The sequence below is a fragment of the Cupriavidus pauculus genome, from assembly GCF_002858765.1.
GTDB classification, from domain to species: domain Bacteria; phylum Pseudomonadota; class Gammaproteobacteria; order Burkholderiales; family Burkholderiaceae; genus Cupriavidus; species Cupriavidus pauculus_B.
Window position 1 is genome coordinate 196,863 of record NZ_PJRP01000005.1, and the last position, 19,330, is coordinate 216,192.

Genomic DNA, 19,330 nt, shown 5'->3' on the forward strand with positions numbered 1-19,330 from the left:
CCGACTGACTGCATCTGGCTGGGCCCTCAGTACCGTAGTTCCATAACAAAGCATGACGGAGACAACCATGATTTCACGCCCCCACTGGCGGGTCGCGGCGGCTGCCACGGCCTTCCTGCTCTCTACCGCGCTGCCAGTGCTGCCCGCGCTGGCCCAGGGCGGCAAGCCGGTACGGCTGATCCTGCCAATCAGCGCGGGTTCCGGCGTCGATGCCATCGCCCGCACCGCCGGCCCGGCCCTGGGCAAGGCCATGGGCCAGCCCGTGGTGATCGAGAACCTGCCCGGCGCAGGGGGCATCACCGGTGCGGCCGCCGTGGTCAAGGCCCAGCCTGACGGCACAACGCTGGGGCTGGTCTCGAACAACCACGTGATCAACCCGAGCGTGTTCAAGTCCATGCCCTTCGATCCGATCAAGGACGTGACCCCCATCAGCGTGCTTGGCGCCACGCAGCTTGTGCTCGTGGTCAATCCGAAAGTCCCGGCGAAGAACGTCAAGGAACTGGTGGCGCTGCTCAAGGCGAAGCCCGACGGCTACAACTACGCGTCGTCCGGCAACGGCACGATCATCCATCTGGCCGGCGAGATGTTCCTGAGCGAAGCCGGCGTCAAGGCCAATCAAATCCCCTACAAGGGCACCGGCCCGATGGTGACCGACCTGCTGGGCGGACAGGTGGACATGGGCGTGGTCGCGCTCAACGCCGCGTTGCCATACCTGAAGGCCGGCACCTTGCGCGCCATCGGCCTGTGTGGCGATGCGCGCTCGCCCGTGGCGCCCGAGGTGCCCACCATCGCCGAACAGGGCCTGCCGGGCTACCACGTCGAGGGTTGGTTCGCCGTGATCGGTCCCGCCAACATGAAACCGGCCGACGTGAAGCGCATACACGACGCCTTTGCCACGGCGTTTTCCAGCCCCGAGGTGGTGGAAGCGCTGAAGAAGCAGGCCACCGTCATCAAGCCCGGCTCGCCCGAGGCCGCCGCACAGTTCTTCCGTGCCGAAGCCGACCGTTACGCAGGCCTGGTGAAGAAGGCCAACGTGAAGGTCGAATGATCCCCTCAATCCATCCCATCGAGAACATGCCCGTTTATCAGCTCGCCGAACACACGCCATCCCTTGCCGAAAGCGCCTTCGTGGCCGCCGAGGCCACCGTTATTGGCCGCGCCGAACTGGCCGATGGCGTCAGTGTCTGGCCGGGCGCGGTCATCCGTGCCGACAACGAGCCGATCCGGATTGGCGCGGGCAGCAATGTCCAGGAGGGCGCGGTGCTGCATACCGATCCCGGCTATCCGCTGCGGATTGGCGCGCACGTCAGCGTGGGCCATCAGGCCATGCTGCATGGCTGCACGGTAGGCGACGGTGCGCTGATCGGCATCCAGGCCATCGTGCTGAATCACGCGAACATCGGCGCCGAGTCACTGGTTGCCGCAGGCGCCCTGGTGACCGAAGGCAAGGCCTTTCCGCCGCGCTCGCTCATCCTGGGCGCCCCGGCCAAGGCCGTGCGCGAGCTGACACAGGAAGAGGTCAACAACCTGCGCGCCAATGCCGACGACTATGCCCGGCGCGCGGCGTTTTACAAGACCGCGCTGAAGCGCATCGCCTGAGCGCGAGCCCTGTTTTCCCGCAGCCGGCAACCAGACCGGCGTGGGCCATTTCCCATTCAGACGGAGGAGACATGCATTACAAGAGACTGGCAACAGCCGGTGTGGCGGCGCTCGCCTGTGCGATTGGCACCGGCGCTGCCTGCGCCCAATCATCGACATCGGTGACGCTGTACGGGCTGGTTGATACGGGGATCGAATTCCTGAACCACGCGGGGGCCAATGGATCGGGCTCCGTGTATCGGATGTCGCCGGGTAACGTGACCGGGTCGCGCTGGGGGCTGCGCGGCAAGGAAGACCTGGGCGGCGGCCTGAGCGCGGTGTTCGTGCTGGAAAGCGGCTTCAACAGCGACACCGGCACGTCGGGGCAGGGCGGCCGCCTGTTCGGACGGCAGGGCTATGTCGGCCTGCAGAATCCATGGGGGCTGATTTCGCTGGGACGGCAGATCAACACGCTGTACGACCTGTTCGTGCCACTCGATCCCGTGCGCTACACCAGTTATGGCCTGCTGGCCCAGGATGCGCAGTTTGCCAACCGTGCAGACAACGCCATCAAGTACACCGGCAACTTCGGCAACCTGACCATCACCGGCATGTACAGCGCCGGCTACGACGCCACGGTGGTCAACGGCAGCGAAGTGCCGGGCAATCCGCGCATCGGGCAGGAGATTGGCGCGGGTACGTCGTACACGGTCGGCAAGCTCGGCATGGTATTGGCCTACGACCAGCGGCGCGGCACGTCGGCCGCGTCGTCCGAAATGATCGAACGACGCTACGCGACCGGGCTGCTGTGGACCGATGGGCCCTTCACGGCGACGGCCGGCTACCGCTTCCTGCAGGGGACTATCGCCACGCCGTCGCTGCGCGCCCATCTGTACTGGATCGGCGGTTCGTACAACTTCACGCCGGCCTTCGTGGTGCGCGCCGGTGTCTATCGCACCGACCGGCGCGATTCGCCCAACGATGCCATGAGCTACGCCATGGCGATGGCCTATACGCTGTCGAAACGCACGGACCTGTACCTCAACGCATCATTCATGGACAACAAGGGCGCGTCCACGCTGGGGGTGGTGAATGGTGGCACGGTGGCGCCAGGCGTGAACCAGACCGGCGTGGTGGCCGGGATCAGGCACATCTTCTGATCGCTTGATCCGGCGAGGTGCGGTGGAAGGGCGGGCGGCGAGGGGCGGGCGTCGATGGCGCGGCGCCGGCTTCAGTCGTGCGTGAAGCTGCCTGTGCTGTAGACCTTCTCGCACCACGCCGGGCTCGCACCGAGCAGCCTTGACAGTTTGGCTGCAGCCACCAGTTGCACGCGTGCGATCTCGGTGCGGTCGGCTGCCTGCAGGCGCGAGGCCGGGCCGGAAAGCGTGAGCGATGCCATGAACTTGTCGCCGGCGCCGAACAGCGGCGTGGCGAAGGCGGCGGTGTAAATGTCGCGCACGCCTGCGGTGAACCATGGCAACGGTTCGTCGCGGCGGGCCGATTCATCGTCCTTTCCCCAGTACTTGAGCACCGACCCGATTGCCGTGTCATCCAGCGGCAGGATCGTGCCGGGCAGGCGTGTCTCGCGCAGGCCTTCGCTCGGTTCGGCGCGGTACAGGCACATGCGCTGCTCGTCGCCGTGCAGCACGTAGTACGACGCGCTTTCACGGGTGGCCAGCGCCAGTTCCTGCAGCACGGGTTCGATGAGCGACCCCAGCTGGAACGACTGCTCGTAGAGCTTGCCCAGGTAGAGCACGCGCGGCCCCAGCGCATACCGCCCATCGGCGGTGCGTACTACATAGCTCATCCGCTCCAGCGAATTCAGCAGACGGAACACCGTCGTCTTGTGCATGCCGGAGGTGCTGGACAGTTGCGCAAGCGACTGGATCTCCGCGCCAAGGCGGAAGCAGTCCAGCAAACCAAGCGCCTTTTCGACGGCGGCTACCCCGTGGTTACTCATCTTTTGTTCCGGTACGTGATTCTGGTCATTGTACTGTGTACAACGCCATTTTGTACTGTACACGGGTAAACGCCAAGTGGAGCGACGACTTTAACGGACTATAGTTGTCTCAAATTTATGAAACGCTGTTGTACACAGTACAACGCAACAAAAAACGGAGACAACCAATGCGTCAAGTCCGATTCCTTCTCGTTGCGGCATGTGCGATGGCGGCGATGTCCGCGCACGCAGCCTGGCCCGATGACCGGCCCATCGAGGTCTACGTCGGCTTTGCCGCCGGGGGAGGCACGGACCTGCTGGCGCGCGCCATGACGCCGTTCCTGCAGAAGCACCTGGGCGGCAAGGCGCGCATCGTGGTGGTGAACAAGCCGGGCGCGTCGGGCGAGATCGCTTATTCGGCGCTGTCGCGGGCGGCGGCCGATGGCTACACCATCGGCATCGTGTCCACGCCGTCGCTGCTGACGATTCCCATCCAGCGCAAGCCCAAGTACGACCCGGCCAGCATCGTGCCGCTGGCGCGCGTGATCGACGATCCGGCCATGTTCGTGGTGGCCGGCGACAGCAAGCTCGGGTCGCTGGCCGACCTGGTCCGGCAGCTCAAGGGCAACCCCGAGGGCGTGTCGATGGGGAGCAACGGCATCGGCACCAATGGGCACATGGCTGCCCTGGCGCTGCAGCAGGTCACTGGCGCCCGCGTCAATCACATTCCTTTTGCCGGGACGTCGCAGACCAAGACCAGCCTGCTGGGCCACCACATCGACGTGATGGCCATGAGCACCACCGAATTCACAGAGGCCGATCGCGCCTCGAAGGATGTGAAGGTGCTGGCGCAACTGGGCAACGAGCGCCGGCCGGGGCTGGTGGCGGACGTGCCGACGGCCCGCGAGCAGAAGCTCGACATCACGATTTCGTCCGAGCGTGGCTTCGCGGTGCCGCGCGGCCTGCCGCCGGAGATCGCCAAACGCCTGCAGGACGCCATCGAGGCCACGACGAAAGATCCCGAATTCCTGGCCCGCGCCGTCAACGAGGCGCGCGGCATTTCCTATCTGTCCGGTGCGGCGTGGACCCAGCACATGGCCACGCAGCGCGGCAAGTTTGAAAGCCTGTGGAAGCTCGCTTCCACCAGGTAAGCCTCTCTGGCAGATCCCCTTGTTTGTCCGTCATATCTGGAGTCGTACATGAGCACCCAAGCCAAAGCATCCCCCGCAATCCGTCGCGATTTTGAGCGCGTTTCGCCCGAACTGGTGGCGCGCGCGTCGAAGTTCCAGGCCGCCATCCTGGCCGATGTGGTGGGCCGTCGCGGCACGCTGAACGCCCGCGTGCAGGGCCTGTCGCCGGCCATGAAGGTGTGCGGCCCGGCGCTGACCGTCGAGGTGCGACCCGGCGACAACCTGATGTTCCACGTGGGCCTGGCCCTGGCCAAGCCCGGCGACGTGATCGTGGTCGACGGCAAGGGCGACCAGACCGCCGCGCTGTGCGGCGAGATCATGGCCACCCAGGCGCAGGCCTCGGGCCTTGCCGGCTTCGTGATCGATGCCGCCGTGCGCGATTCGCACGAGCTGGCGCATGGCGCGTTCCCGATTTTCTCGGCCGGCACCAATCCGTGCGGCCCCACCAAGGCCATTGGCGGCCTGGTGAACTGGCCCGCGTCGGTGGCCGGCGTGGCCGTCAATCCGGGCGACCTGATCGTGGGCGATGCCGATGGCGTGGTCGTGATCCCGCGCGAGGATGTGCCGGCCATCCTGGAACTGGCGCAGAAGAAGGTGGATGCCGAAGCCAAACGCATTGCCGCCATCAAGGCCGGCGACCTGCGCCCGGGCTGGCTCGACAAGGAACTGCGCGCCGCCGGCGTGCTGGCCGAGGGTGAATCGCTGTGAGCATCGTGAAGACCCCCGTTCTGCTGGTCACGGGCAATGACCTGGCGCCTCAGGCGCTTGAACTGCTCAAGGATTTCGAGGTTGTCTTCGCCGGCAAGCAATGCAGCGAGGAAACCGTGCTGGCGCTGGCCAAAGAGAAGGACCCGGTGGCCATCATCGTGCGCTACGGCAAGGTAGGAGCGACGATCATGGACGCCGCCCCGTCGCTGAAGGTGATCTCCAAGCACGGCAGCGGCATCGACGTGATCGACCAGAACGCCGCCGCCCAGCGTGGCATCGCGGTGAAGGCGGCGGTAGGCGCCAATGCCGCGGCCGTGGCCGAGCACGCGTGGGCGCTGATCCTGGCCTGCGCCAAAGCCGTGCCGCACCTGAACGCGCGCATGCGCGACGGCCACTGGGACAAGTCGACCCACAAGACCATCGAGCTGAACGGCCGTACGCTGGGCATCGTGGGCCTGGGCGAGATCGGCCGCCGCGCCGCGGTGACCGGCGTGGCGCTGGGCATGCGCGTGATCGCGTTCGATCCTTATGCGAAGACCGTGCCCCAGGGCGTGACGCGGGTGGACAACCTGCCGCAGCTCTATCGCGAGGCCGATGTGGTGTCGCTGCATTGCCCGCTGACGGACGACAACCGCGGCATGCTGAACCGCGAGACGCTGGCCCAGTTCAAGGACGGGGCCATTCTGGTCAACACGGCGCGTGGCGGCCTGATCGACGAACCGGCGCTGGCCGACGCGCTGGCCAGCGGCAAGCTGTATGCGGCCGGGCTGGACAGCTTCGCGGTCGAGCCGATGACCGTGCCGCACCCGTTCCAGCAGACGCCGAACCTGATCCTGTCGCCGCACATCGGCGGTGTCAGCGATGCGGCCTACGTGAACATGGGCGTGGGCGCGGCGAAGAACGTGCTGGCCGTGCTGCAGGACGCCGCCACGGCGGTGTAGTCGAGTAAGGGCGTAACGCTGCAAGGGAAGCCGCCCGGTTTCCCCAGATAGAAACAGGCATCGCGGTGGGTTTGGCGGCAGCCAGACCCGCCGCAGGTGCCAGGAGACAACGATGTTGCATCGCGCATTTTTCCGCTCATTTTCCCGTCTGGCGGCGCCGCTGGCCGCTGCCGCGACACTGGCCGGCCTGGGCACCCCCGCACTGGCGGCGTATCCCGACAAGCCCGTGCGGATCGTCGTGCCCAACCCGCCGGGCGGGGCCGTCGACGTGGTGACCCGCAAGGTGGCTCAGAAGCTGACCCAGCAGACGGGCCAGAGCTTCGTGGTCGAGAACAAGCCGGGTGCCTCGGGCACGATCGGCACCACGCAGGTCGTGAACGCGCCGGCAGACGGCTACACGCTGCTGGCCAACGACAATTCGTACACCACGCTGCCGTACGTCTTCAAGAAGCTGAACTGGGACCATCAGACCGCGCTGGTGCCCATCGCGCCGTTTGCGTTCTCGCCGGTGGTGGTGGGTGTGAAGGCCGATTCGCGCTTCAAGGATCTGCAGTCGCTGGTCAGCTACGCCAAGGCGCATCCGGGCGAAGTCACGTTTGGCACCGGCGGCCCCGGCAGCTCGCCGCACTTTGCCGCCGAGGCGTTCCAGCAGGCGGCCGGCATCAAGCTGATGCACGTGCCGTACAAAGGGGCCGGGGAGGCCATGGTGGGCCTGCTGGGTGGTAGCGTCGATCTGCTGGTGGTGTCCACGCCCACCGCGCTGGCGCCGGTCAAGGGCAATCAGATGCGCCTGCTTGGTATCAGCGGCAAGAGCCGTGTCGACGTATTCCCGAATGTGCCGACGTTTGCCGAAGCCGGCCTGCCGGCCTTCAGCCTGTTCAACTGGTCGGGCCTGGCCGCGCCGAAGGGCACGCCGAAGGCAGTCATCGCCCGCCTGCAGGCCGAAATCCAGAAGGCCTTGCAGGCGCCCGACATGCAGGACTTCCTGGCAAAGATGGGCTCGCAGCCGGGCAACCTGGACAGCCCCGCGTTTGCGCAACTGATCCAGCGCGAAACGGCGCAATGGGCCACGGTCGCGCAGAAAGCCAATATCGAAAAGCAATAGACGCCATGATGCTGCTGCAGCCCCCCAACGTGCGTGACGCCACGGTGCTTACCCGGTTGCCGGACGCGTTTCGCCGGCAGGATCGGGACAACGCCTGGTCGCTGGCCAATCGCGGCGGCGCGGTCACCGATTCCTTCCTGGAAGGCCCCGTCTGGGCGGACGGCCATCTGTGGGTCACCGACATTCCCCATGGCCGGATCTTCCGGGTGTCGTTGCAGGGCGACTGGGAGCAGGTGGCCGAGTACGACGGCGAGCCCAACGGCATGAAGCGCCTGGCCAGTGGCGATTTCCTGATCACCGACTACCGCAACGGGCTGATGCGGCTCGATGCCCGCACCGGCACCGTCACGCCGTTTCTGGAGCGGCGGAATTCCGAGCGCTTCCGGGGCGTCAACGATCTGACCTTCGATGCGGCCGGCAACCTGTATTTCACGGACCAGGGCCAGACCGGCATGCACGATCCCACGGGTCGCGTGTATCGGCTGGCACCCGATGGCCGGCTCGATGTGCTGCTGGCCAACGCGCCCAGCCCGAACGGCCTGGTGCTGTCGCCGGACGAGAAGGTGCTGTACGTGGCCATGACACGCGGCAACTGCGTGTGGCGCGTGCCGCTGCAGGCCGATGGCTCGGTCAGCAAGGTCGGCCAGTTCTTTACGTCGTACGGACCGAGCGGCCCCGACGGGCTGGCCATGCGCGCCGACGGCTTCCTGCTGGTGGCCAATCCGGGGCTGGGCTATGTCTGGGTGCTCAACCATCGCGCCGAGCCGGTCGAGGTGATTCGCACGCCCGTTGGGGCGTCGCTGACCAACCTGTGCTTTGGCGGGGCCGATGGCAGCACGCTGCTGATGACCGAGTCGACGACCGGCTCGATCCTGTGCGCGGCGATGCCCGAGGGCGGCGCCCCGGTGCATGGCGGGCGTCTGGCATGAGCGCCGGACCGAATCCCGTCGTCGCATTCCCGGGCGCCTGCGACTGCCATATGCACGTCTACGACAGCCGCTATCCGGTGGCGCCGGGCGCGACGCTGCGGCCGGCCGATGCCTCGGTCGACGACTACCGCCAGGTCCAGCACGTGCTGGGCACGCAGCGGGTGATCGTGGTCACCCCGTCGACCTACGGCACCGACAACGCCAGCACCACCGACGCCATCGCGGCGCTGGGCGCATGCGCACGCGGCGTGGCCGTGGTGGCGCCCCAAGTCACCGACGACGAACTGGCACGGCTGCACCGGGCAGGCATTCGCGGCATCCGGTTGAACCTGACGCTGCCCGCACCGGTATCGCTGGACGACCTGCCCACGCTGGCCGCGCGGATCGCTGGATTCGGATGGCATGTGCAGCTCAATCTGCCGCCTGCGTGGCTGCCCGACGCGGCCGGCATGCTGGCCGGGCTGCCGGTGCCGGTGGTGTTCGATCACTACGGCCACCTGCCGCTCGGCAAGCCGGAGGCGGAGCCGGCGTACCGCGTGATTGCCGGTCTGGTGTCGGCCGGCAAGGCCTGGGTGAAGTTGTCGGGGCCCTATATCGAATCGCTCCAAGGGGCGCCGCATTACGGCGACATGCGGCCGCTGGCGGCGCGCTACCTGGATCTGGCGCCGGAGCGCATGCTGTGGGGATCGGACTGGCCACACCCCTCGGCGCAGGCCAGAGCCGTGCCGCCGGTTGACGATGCCGCCGTGCTGCGCGCGTTCCTGGGCTGGTGTGGATCGTCCGACACGGCGCAGCAGGTGCTGGTTGGCAATCCGCAATCACTTTACGGGTTCGGGGACATTGCCCCGGCCTGAGTCGTACCGCAAAGAAGAACTGGAGACATGATGTTTGCATCGCTTCACCTCGCGGCCCGCATGCGCAAGCTGGGCATGTCGGCCTGTCTGGCCGCCGCATCGTTTGCCATCGGCAGCGTCCACGCGCAGACGGACTGGCCCGCCGGCAAGGTCATCAACTACATCGTGCCTTACCCGGCGGGCGGCACGACCGACATTCTGGCGCGCCTGGTCGCGCAAAAGGTTGGCCAGGCGCTGCACACCACGATCGTGGTCGAGAACCGGCCCGGTGCCACCGGCGCCATTGGCTCGGCCTTCGTGGCCCGCGCCGCGCCGGACGGCTACACGTTGCTCGGGGCGTCGACGGCCTCGCACGCCATCAACCCCGCGCTGAATCCCAAACTGCCGTATGACGCGGTCAAGTCGTTCGCGCCGGTGGCGCTGCTGGGCACCATCCCCAGCGTGCTGATCGTCGGGCCGAACAGCCCGTACAAGAGCGTCAAGGATCTGGTGGCCGCCGCCAAGGCCAAGCCGGGCACCGTGAGCTATGCGTCGGGCGGCAACGGCACGATCCTGCAGATGTCGGCGGAGCTGCTGCAGCAGCAGGAAAACATGCGCATGAACCATGTGCCGTACAAGGGCGATGTCCCGGCCATCCAGGACGTGATGGCCGGCCACGTCGACTTCATGTTCGCGCCCACGGCGCCGATCCTGCCGCACGTGCAGGCCGGCAAGCTGCGCGCGCTGGCCGTGGCCACCGCGGCGCGGGTGCCCAGCCTGCCGAATGTGCCGACGATGGCCGAAGCCGGCGTGGCGAACTTCGAGGCCGAGCAGTGGCAGGGCATTTTCGCGCCCGCCGGCACGCCGCCCGCCATCGTCCAGCGGCTCAACGCCGAGATCAACCGCGCGCTGCAGGACCCCGAGGTCAAGGCGCAACTGGCCAAGCTGGGCATCAAGGTAGTGGGCGGCGCGCCCGAGCGGCTGGCGGAGATCCAGAAGACCGATATCGCCAAGTGGAGCCGTGTGGGCAAGGCGGCGAACATCACACTGGAGTAACCCTGCGCTGGATTCACCCGGCCTGGCCGTACCTGTTTGCATCACAACCGGAGAGAAGACGTTGTACACCGCAGTTGCCGAACGCCAAGAGCGCAATCTGGAAGCCGACACGATCAGGAGGATTGCCTGGCGCATCGTTCCGTTCCTGATGGTCTGCTACTTCTTCAATCTGCTGGACCGGGTCAATCTTGGCTTCGCGGCGCTGGAGATGAACAAGGACCTGGGCTTCAATGCCGCCGTCTACGGCCTGGGTGGCAGCATCTTCTTCGTGTCGTACTTCCTGTGCGAGGTGCCCAGCAACCTGGCGCTGCAGAAGGTGGGGGCGCGCCGCTGGATCGCCCGCATCATGATCTCGTGGGGCCTGGTCTCGGGCGCCATGGCGTTCGTCTCGGGCGAGACCTCGTTCTATACGGTGCGCTTCCTGCTGGGTGCGGCCGAGGCAGGCTTCTTTCCGGGCGTCATCCTGTACCTGACCTACTGGTTTCCGTCGGCCTACCGGGCGCGGATCGTGGCTACGTTCATGGTGTCGATTCCGCTGGCCAGTTTCCTGGGCTCGCCGTTGTCGGCCGCGTTGCTGCACGTGCATGGCTTCCTGGGCCTGAACGGCTGGCAATGGCTGTTCCTGCTCGAAGCCTTGCCCACGGTGCTGCTCGGGATCGCCTGCCTGTTCGTGCTGACGGACCGTCCGCAGGTTGCCAGATGGCTCGACGACGACCAGAAGGTCTGGCTCTCGAACCGGCTGGAGAGCGAACGCGGCGGCAAGAAGCTGGTGGGCAAGGCATCGATCTGGAAGCTGCTGTCGAACCGCCATTTCCTGGTGATGGCGCTGGTGTGCTCGGGCGCGTCGGCCGCCGGCACCACCTTGTCGCTTTGGCAACCGCAGCTGCTGAAATCGTTCGGACTGACCACTTTCGAGACGGGCCTTGTGAATGCGGTGCCGTATGGCCTGGCGTGCGTGGCGATGGTGCTGTGGGGCCGCCATTCGGACAAGACGGGCGAACGCCGCTGGCATACGGCCATTCCGCTGGCCTGCATCTCGGTCGGCCTGCTGGCAACGCTGGTGGCCCCGACCCTGGCTGCCACGCTGCTGGGCCTGTGCCTGGCGCTGTGCGGCGCATACTCGTTCAAGGGGCCGTTCTGGACGCTGTCTTCAGGCTGGCTCGATTCGGAATCGGCCGCGGCAGGGCTCGCGGGCATCAATGCCGCCTCGAACCTGATGGGCGGCGGCATGGTGTCGCTGGTCGGACTGATCAAGGCATCGACGGGCAGCTATGGCCTGGCGTTGCTGCCGCTGGTCGCGCTGGCGCTGCTGGGCAGCGCCCTGCTGCTGTGGATCAGTAGCAGGGCGGGGGCTGCCGCGGCGCATGCCGATTGACCGATCGAACGATCGACCGATTGACCGACCGATTGACGGCGGCACGGCTTGTGGTGTCAGATGTGCCACGGCGGGCACTTGCCGGCTTCCAATCCGCTTCTCACAGGTGAACGACTGATGCTGCTGACTTCCGATGCCAAGGGCGTGTTTCCGATTGCGCCGACTCCGTTTCTTGACGATGGCGCCATCGATACGGCCTCCATCGATCGCATGATGGATTTCTACGTCGGCTGCGGTTCGACCGGCGTCACGGTGCTTGGCCAGCTTGGCGAGGCGTCCAAGCTGGAACATGCCGAGTCGCTCGACGTGGCGTCGCGCGTCATTGCCCGCGCGGGCAAGCTGCCGGTGGTGGTGGGCGTGTCGGCGCCAGGCTTCGCCGCCATGCGCGCGCTGACCCGCGATGTCATGGACCGGGGCGCAGCCGGCGTCATGATCGCCCCGCCCAACACGCTGCGGACCGACGACCAGATTGTGGGCTACTACCGCCAGGCGGTGGAGGCCATCGGTGCCGACGTACCGTTCGTGCTGCAGGACTACCCGCTGACCTTCTCGGTGCAGATGACGCCCGGCGTGATTCGCCGCATCGTGCAGGAACTGCCCTCGTGCGTGATGCTGAAGCACGAGGACTGGCCCGGCCTGGAGAAGATCTCCACGCTGCGCGGCTTCGAGGCCGATGGGTCCATGCGGCATATCTCCATCCTGTGCGGCAACAACGGGCTGTTCCTGGACTACGAGATGGAGCGGGGCGCCGACGGCGCCAATACGGGCTACGCGTTCCCCGACATGCTTTGCGATGTGGTGCGCCTGAGCCAGGAGGGTCAGCGCGAGGCCGCGCACGACCTGTTCGACGCGCACCTGCCGCTGCTGCGCTACGAGCAGCAGCCGGGCGCCGGCCTGGCCGTCCGCAAGTATGTGCTGAAGCGGCGCGGCATCCTGGCATCGGCCGCACAGCGCAAGCCGTCCGCACCGCTGACGGAAAAGGCCAGGCTCGAGGTGGAACATCTGCTGGCCCGGCTGGCGCGCTTCGACGCCCGCGCGGGGCGACTTGTGCCGTGAGGGCTGCCGTTGGCGCGTGGCGCTAGCGCGTAAACACCCCCAGGCCCTCGTGGTCGTAGTACTCCAGCCACACCCGGTCGCTCGCAAAGACTGCCTGCGAGATCGTGCCGGGTGTGGCGTTTTCGTTGTGGAGGGTGAACGTGAAAACGTCGCCGTCCCAGTGCGTCAGTGGCAGGGTCAGCGGGCGGGCGCCCAGCGTCATGACCAGTGCGCCGCCTTGCTCGGTGACCTGCAGCGGCCCGTAGTAGTCGTTGCGATAGGTGCCGGCGTAGGTCGACAGGGCCCGTGGCGGCAGCGGGCTGGCCGGCGGCGGCTGGCCGACCAGGCGGCCCTCGGGCAGTAGCAGCGGGGCCAGGCCGTCGGCGAAGATGGCGCCCCAGTCCCGGCGGAAGGCGCCGTATTGCACCAGGTCGAAGAACTGCGCGTTCAGGGTTTCGGGGATGCCGATGGGGTAGCCGTTGGTCAGCGTGACGATGGCCAGGTTCAGCGACGGTACGACGGTAAAGCTGGTGGCCGCGCCGACAGCAAAGGCGCCGGAATGGCTGTACGAGGTCAGCCCCAGCTCCGTGGTGCCGACATTGAACCCATAGCCGTACCAGCTGGCCGGGCGGCCGTTGACGGGCGGGCCGTTCTGCATCTGTTGGTCCAGCGCGGGTGCCAGGGCAGCGGCATCGACGATGCGCTGGCCGGCGAACTCACCCTTGGCCAGCAGCATGATGAGCCATTTCGCCAGATCGTTGACGGACGAACTGACGCCGCCGGCCGGCGATTGTGCATCGGGCATGGTGCCCAGGCCCTGCACCCAGACGCCGTTCACCTTCACATGGCCAAGCGCACGGTTGTCCCGGGCGGCAAAGTCGGCGTAGCGCGAACTGGTGCGCGTCATGCCCAGTGGCTGGTAGATGGCCTGCTCGGACAGCGTTGCCCAATCGATGCCCGACGCGGTCGCCACGGCCTCGGCCCCGGCCGTCATGCCGAAGTTGGTGTACGCGTAGGCGGCGCGCAGCGGGTGCACGGGCAGGAAGCGCAGGCGCGTGAGCACCTCGCGGCGATCGTAGCCCATGTCTTCGAGCCGGTCGCCGGCATGATCTGGCAGGCCGGTGCGATGCGCATAGCAGTCGCCGATGGTCACGGCCGGGGTGGAATCGGCATCGGAGAGCGCAAACCACGGCAATTGCGCGATGACGGGCGTGTCCCACTGGACGCTGCCACGCCCCACCTGCCGGGCCACTACGGTGGCGCCGATGGGCTTGGAGACCGATGCCAGCTGGAACACGGTGTCGGCATCGACGGCAGCGGGGTCGGTCACCAGCCTGCGGCCGAATCCCCTGGCATACACGATCTGATTACCGCGGACCACGGCGATGGCCATGCCGGGCACGCCCGAACTGCTCATCAGGTTGGTGGCCAGGGTATCGACCTGGGCGATGGCCTGAGTTATCTGGGCTTCCGGCACGGGGGCGGGGGCCGGAGCGGGCGCCGGTGCCGGTGCCGGGGCAGGATCGTCGCTGCCGCCGCCGCAGGCGGGCAGGGTAGGCGCCAGCACGCCGCCCAGTGCGGCCCCCAGAAAGCGACGTCGATCTTGCAGTTTGCCCACGGCGGTTCTCCTGGCTGGGAATGCTGAGCGTGCTGGAAATGCTGGGATCGCGCGGATCGCGCAGACAGATAAACATCACTGTAGGCGACGCAGGCCGGTGCCGAATGTGCCGCGTCCAACTTAGGCGCCCGCCTGCGGTGCCGATCTGTTTCATTCTCGTTACGAATCGTTGCAAAGGCGGGTGCGCGAACCGGGTTGCCAACCCTATGCTTCAGGCACCAGATCATTCGCCCCGACACACCATGAAAGCCATCCTGGTCATCATCGTTGCCAGCGCGACGCTGCTCGGCGGCTGCGCCTACTACGCGCCAGACAGCGGTCCGGCAGCCCGGCCGCAAGGCGGCCCCGGCAATGGGTACTGCCCACCGGGCCAGGCCAAGAAAGGCAATTGCTGACCCTGGCCGATAGCCAGACGCAAAAAAGGCCGGTCAGATTGAACTGCACCCCAAAAGTTGGACACCAACTTTTGGGGTGTTTTCATGTATAGGTACACCGAGCAGTTCAGACTGTCGGTCATCAAGGAGTATCTGACCGGGCACGCAGGGGCCGGCGCGCTCGCCAAGCGCTATGGGATTGACGAGGGGACGGTGCGGCGGTGGGTTGCAGCCTATCGGCTGCATGGCCAAGCCAGTCTCAAGCGCAGGTACAAGACCTACAGCGCAGAGTTCAAGCTCTCCGTGCTTGAGCGGATGCGCCGCCAAGGCTTGTCGCATCGGGAAGTGGCGGCGCTGTTCGACATCCGCGGTAGCGGCGCCATTGGCGTGTGGGAACGCCAGTATGATGCTGGGGGTTTAGAAGCTCTGACGCCTCGCCCCAGGGGACGACGGCCCAGCAAGATGCCACAACGGACTCCCAAGACAAAGCCATCGCGGTCATCAGGCGACCTGACGCGCACGCGCGAAGAACTCCTTGAAGAGTTGGACTACCTGCGCATGGAGAACGCGTACCTAAAAAAGCTCGACGCCTTGGTTCAAGCGAGCAAGACATCTGCGCAACCCAAAAAGCGCAAATAGTGCTTGAGCTGAGGCAGCAGTACCCGTTGGCCGGCTTGCTGAGGGTGGCAGGACTGGCGCGCAGCACGTTCTACTACCAGCAGGCCGTGCTGCAGGCCCACGACAAATATACGGAGCTGAAAGCGCGCATTCGCGAACTCTTTGCCCGGCACATGGGCCGTTATGGCTACCGCCGCATCACGGCGGTAATCCGGCAAACCGGCACGATCGTCAACCACAAGACGGTTCAGCGCCTCATGAGAGAGATGGGACTGAAGTCGTTGGTCCGGCCGAAGAAATACCGCTCCTACAAGGGCACGGTAGGCCGTGTCGCACCCAATGTTCTGCAACGGCAATTCCAGGCCAGGCGTCCGAATCGGAAGTGGGTAACCGACGTGACCGAATTCAACGTGGCCGGCGAGAAGCTGTACCTCTCCCCGGTGCTGGACCTGTACAACGGCGAGATCATCGCCTACGAGACTGCCCGTAGGCCCACCTTCGAGATGGTGAGCAATATGCTGAAGAAGGCGTTCCGCCGCCTCAGCCCGAAGGACCGACCGCTGCTGCATTCCGATCAGGGTTGGCAGTACCAGATGCCGGCCTATCAGCGGATGCTCAAACAGCGCAGAATCCGTCCCAGCATGTCCCGCAAGGGCAATTGCCTCGACAACGCCACCATGGAAAGCTTCTTCGGCACCCTGAAGTCCGAGTTCTTCTACCTGAACAAGTTCGCCAGCGTCGAGGAGCTACAGCAAGGCCTGCGCCAATACATTCACTATTACAATCACGACCGCATCAAGCTCAAACTTAAAGGGCTGAGTCCCGTGAAGTACAGGACTCAGCCCTCTCTAGCCTAGCAAATCAACTGTCCAACTTTCTGGGGTCAGTTCAAGATGACCGGCCTTTTCCGTTTTTGGCGCGTAGCAGCGTAGTGCAAATGGGAAGCGGCGATTCCAGTGCAACCATACGTAACCGCCGCCAGGGCCGGCCACCCCAGCGGCCGGCCAGTCGCTTATCGCCAGGTCAGGCGCGACGAGCCGTCAGCCACTTGTCGGCGGTCAGCGGTTCGGGGCAGATGCGCACCTCGCCGATCTGGCCCAGGAAGCCGTTGGACGGCGCGTTGTTGTAGACGCCGCCGCCGATGAACATGCGGCTTGCGGCGGTGACGAAGGCGATCCCGCGCGTGTTCGACGCGTTGCGCAGCACGGGGGCGCCTTCCACGTACATCACCGTCTCGTTGGTCGCGGGGTCGTTCACCACGGCCACGTGCACCCATTTGCCGGCAATGATCTCGCCGGACCAGTTGGCGGCGGGGTTCTTGGTGCCCGAGGTGCTGGGGGTGACTTCCCACTGCACTTCGCGCAGGCTCGAGATCGCGAAGATCAGCGGGCTTTCATTGCCATCGCCGCTGCCAATGCCCGTGACGTTGCCGCGCCGGCCTTCGCGCTCCATGATGTTCATCCACGCGTTGTTGGCGGCTGTCCAGGTTGCCGGCAGCTTGATGAACGCCTCGACCGTATAGCCGGTGTCGAACGTCAGCGCGTTCAGCGCCGCCGTGGTCTGCGTGGCGAAATAGCTCATGCGCGTGGGCGAATTGGTCGAATTCGAGAACATCACGCTGCCCGGCGCGGCCGACAGGTAGTGGTGGTCGTTCGACCAGGTCATGTCGTTGAGCTGCGCGGTGCCGCCATTGGCCAGCGCTTCGCGGGCCACCGGGTTGGCGCCTGTCACGTCGTTGATGACCTGGCCCACCGGCACGGCGGCGCCGTCGGTGCCGCCGAAGAAACGCCAGTGCGCCACGGTGGAGGCCACCAGCGGGTAGTCGTTCACATCGGCCGCAGGCTTCTTGTCGGTGATGGTCGGCTCGTTGTAGTTGGCCAGGATGGCCGCCTTGGCGCGGACGTTGATCGGGTCGTTGCCGGCGGCGGGGATGACGAAGCTCGGGTTGAAGCGGGCAAAGCGCTTGCGGAAATCGAAATCGATCTCGAACTGCTGGTTGCCTTCGGTCAGCACCGCCACGTCGAATTCGTTCAGCGTGCTCGTCGGCTTCTGCGGCACCCACGGCGAGAACGACAGGATCTTGATCTTGTTGTTGGTCAGGTCGAACTCGTACAGGCGCATCAGGCCGTTGCCGCCCATATAGGCCATCTGGTAGTCGACGACCATTTCCTCCACCGGATTGCCGAAGTTGTTCACCTTGGTCAGGTGCGCGGCGCCGTGGTAGTGGCCGTTCAACGTCATGAAGATCTGGTCGTTGTCCTTGATCAGCTTCTCCCACAGCATCAGGCCGTACGGCACTTCCAGCGGCGTGACGCCGTCCGGGCCGATATTGAGCAGCTGGTGGGTAGACAGGATCACCGGCACCTTCGGATGATCGGCCAGTACCTGGCGCGCCCACGTGATGGCGGCGTCAGACGCGCGCCACGACATCGACAGCACCATGAACTGGTTGCCGTCGACGTCGAACAGGTGGTACTCGTGGAAGCCTGAAGGGTCGCGCCCGCCGAACGTGGTCTGGCGCTGGGCGCGCGTGGTGGGGAAGGTCTTCAGGTACGGTTCGGTGGCCAGGTTGCGCTGGGCATCGGTGTTCGACGCCTGGCTGCTGGCGTCGACGTAGTCCACATCCGAGACCACGTCATGGTTGCCGGCCAGGATCGAGTAGGGCGCGTTGGCGCGCTCCAGGACGTTCATTGCCTCGTCGGCGATCTGCCACTGCAGCGCCTTGCCCTGCTGGTCCACCACGTCGCCCAGGTGGATCGTGAACGGAATGCGGAAGTTGGCGGCGTTCTGCGTGATCCACTTGGTCTGGGCCAGGAATGGCGTGGAACCATACTTGCGCTGGAACTGCAGGTTTTCGTCCGTGGTGGCGTAGCGCGAGTAGAACTGCGTATCGGGCAGCACGGCCAGTGCAAAGCTCGATACCTTGCCGGTGGGCGTGTTGGCACCGGGGGTGGTGGCGCCCGGTGTGGCCGATCCGGCCGGCGCATCGTCGCCACCGCCGCAGGCGGCCAGCAGTGCCGCCGAGCCCCCCAGCGACATGCCCAGGCCGGCCCGCAGCAACAGCCGGCGCTGACGGTCGGGAATCCCCTCGAGCGCTCGGGTGTCGAGCGGCATTGCAGGGGTGTTCGGCTTCTTGCTGGTCATGGCGGTGTTCCTCAACGTCTTGCGTTCTCGAAAAGCGGCAAGTGTCTGGAATCCACATGACAAGGCGTTGATGAATATGTGACGAACCCGTTGCAAGCCCATGCCGCGGCCGTTCACGACGTGGCAGCCTCACAGGCCCCAATGTGTCTGCGTGTCTCATACAACTTCCCCCGGAGCCGCTTGTCTCCCAATGCAGGGATAACACCGAGAAAACCGCGCGCAAAGGCAGATACATCACAACGTGATGCAAAATGTAAGGTAGCTGGAAGCTCCGTGAAAGGCCCTTGGAAGACATCGTTTGTAGATTTCCGCTTGACCCGCAAGCGCGGGCGTTGAAGGAGACAAACGATGTTCGATCGCCGTACCCAGCCCCCGCAGCACGACCGCAGGAGGGCCGACCAATGAGCCAGGCTCATCGCTTCAAGAAAGACTACTACGGTGGCGCGCTGATGGTGCTCGTCGGTCTGGCGGCGGTTGCCGCCGGCCTGCAGTACCACACGGGCACGCTCAGCCGCATGGGTCCCGGCTTCTTTCCCGTGGCCGTGGGCGCGCTGCTGGCGTTCGTCGGCGTACTGATCGCCAGTTCGGCGCGCGGCCAGTCAGCGCCGCAGGCGGAGCAACCGGCAGGGCATGGGCACAGCCATGCGGCGCCCGATCTGCGTGGCACGGTCTGCATCGTGCTGGGCACGCTGGCCTTCCTACTGTTCGGCGTGTACGGCGGCATGATTCCGGCGACGTTTGCCATCGTCTTCATTTCCGCGCTCGGTGATCGCAACAACAGCGTCAAGCAGGCTGCGTGCCTGGCCGTGGCGATGTGCGTGATTGCCGCAGTGGTGTTCTCGTGGCTGCTGCAAATCCAGTTGCCGTTGTTTACCTGGGGGGGCTGA

18 protein-coding genes are annotated in these 19,330 nt (G+C 65.9%); 15 read left to right on the forward strand and 3 right to left on the reverse strand.

What is annotated here, in order from left to right; all coding sequences use genetic code 11:
• Window positions 1-67 precede the first annotated feature (67 nt).
• The 3 genes from CYJ10_RS13585 to CYJ10_RS13595 all read left to right on the forward strand — a co-directional run bounded on the left by CYJ10_RS13585 (window position 68) and on the right by CYJ10_RS13595 (window position 2,738).
• Window positions 68-1,048: a tripartite tricarboxylate transporter substrate binding protein gene (locus CYJ10_RS13585; protein ID WP_101682016.1), complete on the forward strand. Its 981-nt coding sequence runs from the start codon at window positions 68-70 to the stop codon at window positions 1,046-1,048.
• 26 nt (window positions 1,049-1,074) lie between these two features.
• Window positions 1,075-1,599, forward strand: a complete 525-nt coding sequence (locus CYJ10_RS13590) for a gamma carbonic anhydrase family protein (RefSeq protein WP_101682143.1) — start codon at window positions 1,075-1,077, stop codon at window positions 1,597-1,599.
• 71 nt (window positions 1,600-1,670) lie between these two features.
• Window positions 1,671-2,738, forward strand: a complete 1,068-nt coding sequence (locus CYJ10_RS13595) for a porin (RefSeq protein WP_101682017.1) — start codon at window positions 1,671-1,673, stop codon at window positions 2,736-2,738.
• 71 nt (window positions 2,739-2,809) lie between these two features.
• On the opposite strand, the gene CYJ10_RS13600 is transcribed toward CYJ10_RS13595, so the two are convergent.
• Window positions 2,810-3,538: an IclR family transcriptional regulator gene (locus CYJ10_RS13600; protein ID WP_101682018.1), complete on the reverse strand. Its 729-nt coding sequence runs from the start codon at window positions 3,536-3,538 to the stop codon at window positions 2,810-2,812.
• A gap of 167 nt (window positions 3,539-3,705) precedes the next feature.
• On the opposite strand from CYJ10_RS13600, the gene CYJ10_RS13605 reads away from it, so the two are divergent.
• The 9 genes from CYJ10_RS13605 (at window position 3,706) to CYJ10_RS13645 (ending at window position 12,710) form a co-directional block, all read left to right on the forward strand.
• Window positions 3,706-4,668 (forward strand): tripartite tricarboxylate transporter substrate binding protein, encoded by a 963-nt coding sequence (locus CYJ10_RS13605; RefSeq protein ID WP_101682019.1) that lies wholly within the window; start codon window positions 3,706-3,708, stop codon window positions 4,666-4,668.
• Window positions 4,669-4,716: 48 nt separating this feature from the next.
• Window positions 4,717-5,415, forward strand: a complete 699-nt coding sequence (locus CYJ10_RS13610) for an RraA family protein (RefSeq protein WP_101682020.1) — start codon at window positions 4,717-4,719, stop codon at window positions 5,413-5,415.
• 2 nt (window positions 5,416-5,417) lie between these two features.
• Complete coding sequence (locus CYJ10_RS13615; RefSeq protein WP_257993329.1) at window positions 5,418-6,356, forward strand: hydroxyacid dehydrogenase; 939 nt, start codon at window positions 5,418-5,420, stop codon at window positions 6,354-6,356.
• Window positions 6,357-6,468: 112 nt separating this feature from the next.
• Entirely contained in the window at window positions 6,469-7,461 is a 993-nt protein-coding gene (locus tag CYJ10_RS13620; protein ID WP_257993306.1) for a Bug family tripartite tricarboxylate transporter substrate binding protein, read from the forward strand.
• Window positions 7,462-7,466: 5 nt separating this feature from the next.
• The gene (locus CYJ10_RS13625) at window positions 7,467-8,390 is read left to right on the forward strand and encodes an SMP-30/gluconolactonase/LRE family protein (RefSeq protein ID WP_101682022.1); all 924 of its coding nucleotides are present in this window, start codon (window positions 7,467-7,469) and stop codon (window positions 8,388-8,390) included.
• Entirely contained in the window at window positions 8,387-9,244 is an 858-nt protein-coding gene (locus tag CYJ10_RS13630; RefSeq protein WP_257993307.1) for an amidohydrolase family protein, read from the forward strand. The genes CYJ10_RS13625 and CYJ10_RS13630 overlap by 4 nt, the downstream gene beginning before the upstream one ends.
• A 60-nt stretch (window positions 9,245-9,304) precedes the next feature.
• Window positions 9,305-10,279 carry a Bug family tripartite tricarboxylate transporter substrate binding protein gene (locus CYJ10_RS13635; protein ID WP_374703265.1) on the forward strand — a complete coding sequence of 325 codons (975 nt, stop codon included), beginning with the start codon at window positions 9,305-9,307 and terminating at the stop codon, window positions 10,277-10,279.
• A 61-nt stretch (window positions 10,280-10,340) separates the two neighbouring features.
• A complete protein-coding gene (locus tag CYJ10_RS13640) occupies window positions 10,341-11,654 on the forward strand; it encodes an MFS transporter (protein WP_257993308.1) in 1,314 nt (437 codons plus the stop codon).
• A 117-nt stretch (window positions 11,655-11,771) separates the two neighbouring features.
• Entirely contained in the window at window positions 11,772-12,710 is a 939-nt protein-coding gene (locus tag CYJ10_RS13645; protein ID WP_101682024.1) for a dihydrodipicolinate synthase family protein, read from the forward strand.
• Window positions 12,711-12,732: 22 nt separating this feature from the next.
• On the opposite strand, the gene CYJ10_RS13650 is transcribed toward CYJ10_RS13645, so the two are convergent.
• Window positions 12,733-14,307: a serine hydrolase gene (locus CYJ10_RS13650; protein ID WP_101682025.1), complete on the reverse strand. Its 1,575-nt coding sequence runs from the start codon at window positions 14,305-14,307 to the stop codon at window positions 12,733-12,735.
• A gap of 242 nt (window positions 14,308-14,549) precedes the next feature.
• On the opposite strand from CYJ10_RS13650, the gene CYJ10_RS34125 reads away from it, so the two are divergent.
• Both CYJ10_RS34125 and CYJ10_RS13655 read left to right on the forward strand, forming a co-directional pair.
• Window positions 14,550-14,702 (forward strand): hypothetical protein, encoded by a 153-nt coding sequence (locus CYJ10_RS34125; RefSeq protein WP_180862928.1) that lies wholly within the window; start codon window positions 14,550-14,552, stop codon window positions 14,700-14,702.
• Between the two features lie 84 nt (window positions 14,703-14,786).
• A protein-coding gene (locus tag CYJ10_RS13655) for an IS3 family transposase (RefSeq protein ID WP_374703210.1) occupies window positions 14,787-16,156 on the forward strand; the annotation gives its coding sequence in 2 pieces (ribosomal slippage) (window positions 14,787-15,255 and window positions 15,255-16,156; 1,371 coding nt in all).
• A gap of 166 nt (window positions 16,157-16,322) precedes the next feature.
• On the opposite strand, the gene CYJ10_RS13660 is transcribed toward CYJ10_RS13655, so the two are convergent.
• Entirely contained in the window at window positions 16,323-18,443 is a 2,121-nt protein-coding gene (locus tag CYJ10_RS13660) for a LamG-like jellyroll fold domain-containing protein (RefSeq protein WP_101682026.1), read from the reverse strand.
• A 401-nt stretch (window positions 18,444-18,844) separates the two neighbouring features.
• Between CYJ10_RS13660 and CYJ10_RS13665 the strand changes: the two genes are divergently transcribed.
• Window positions 18,845-19,330 carry a tripartite tricarboxylate transporter TctB family protein gene (locus CYJ10_RS13665; RefSeq protein WP_180862929.1) on the forward strand — a complete coding sequence of 162 codons (486 nt, stop codon included), beginning with the start codon at window positions 18,845-18,847 and terminating at the stop codon, window positions 19,328-19,330.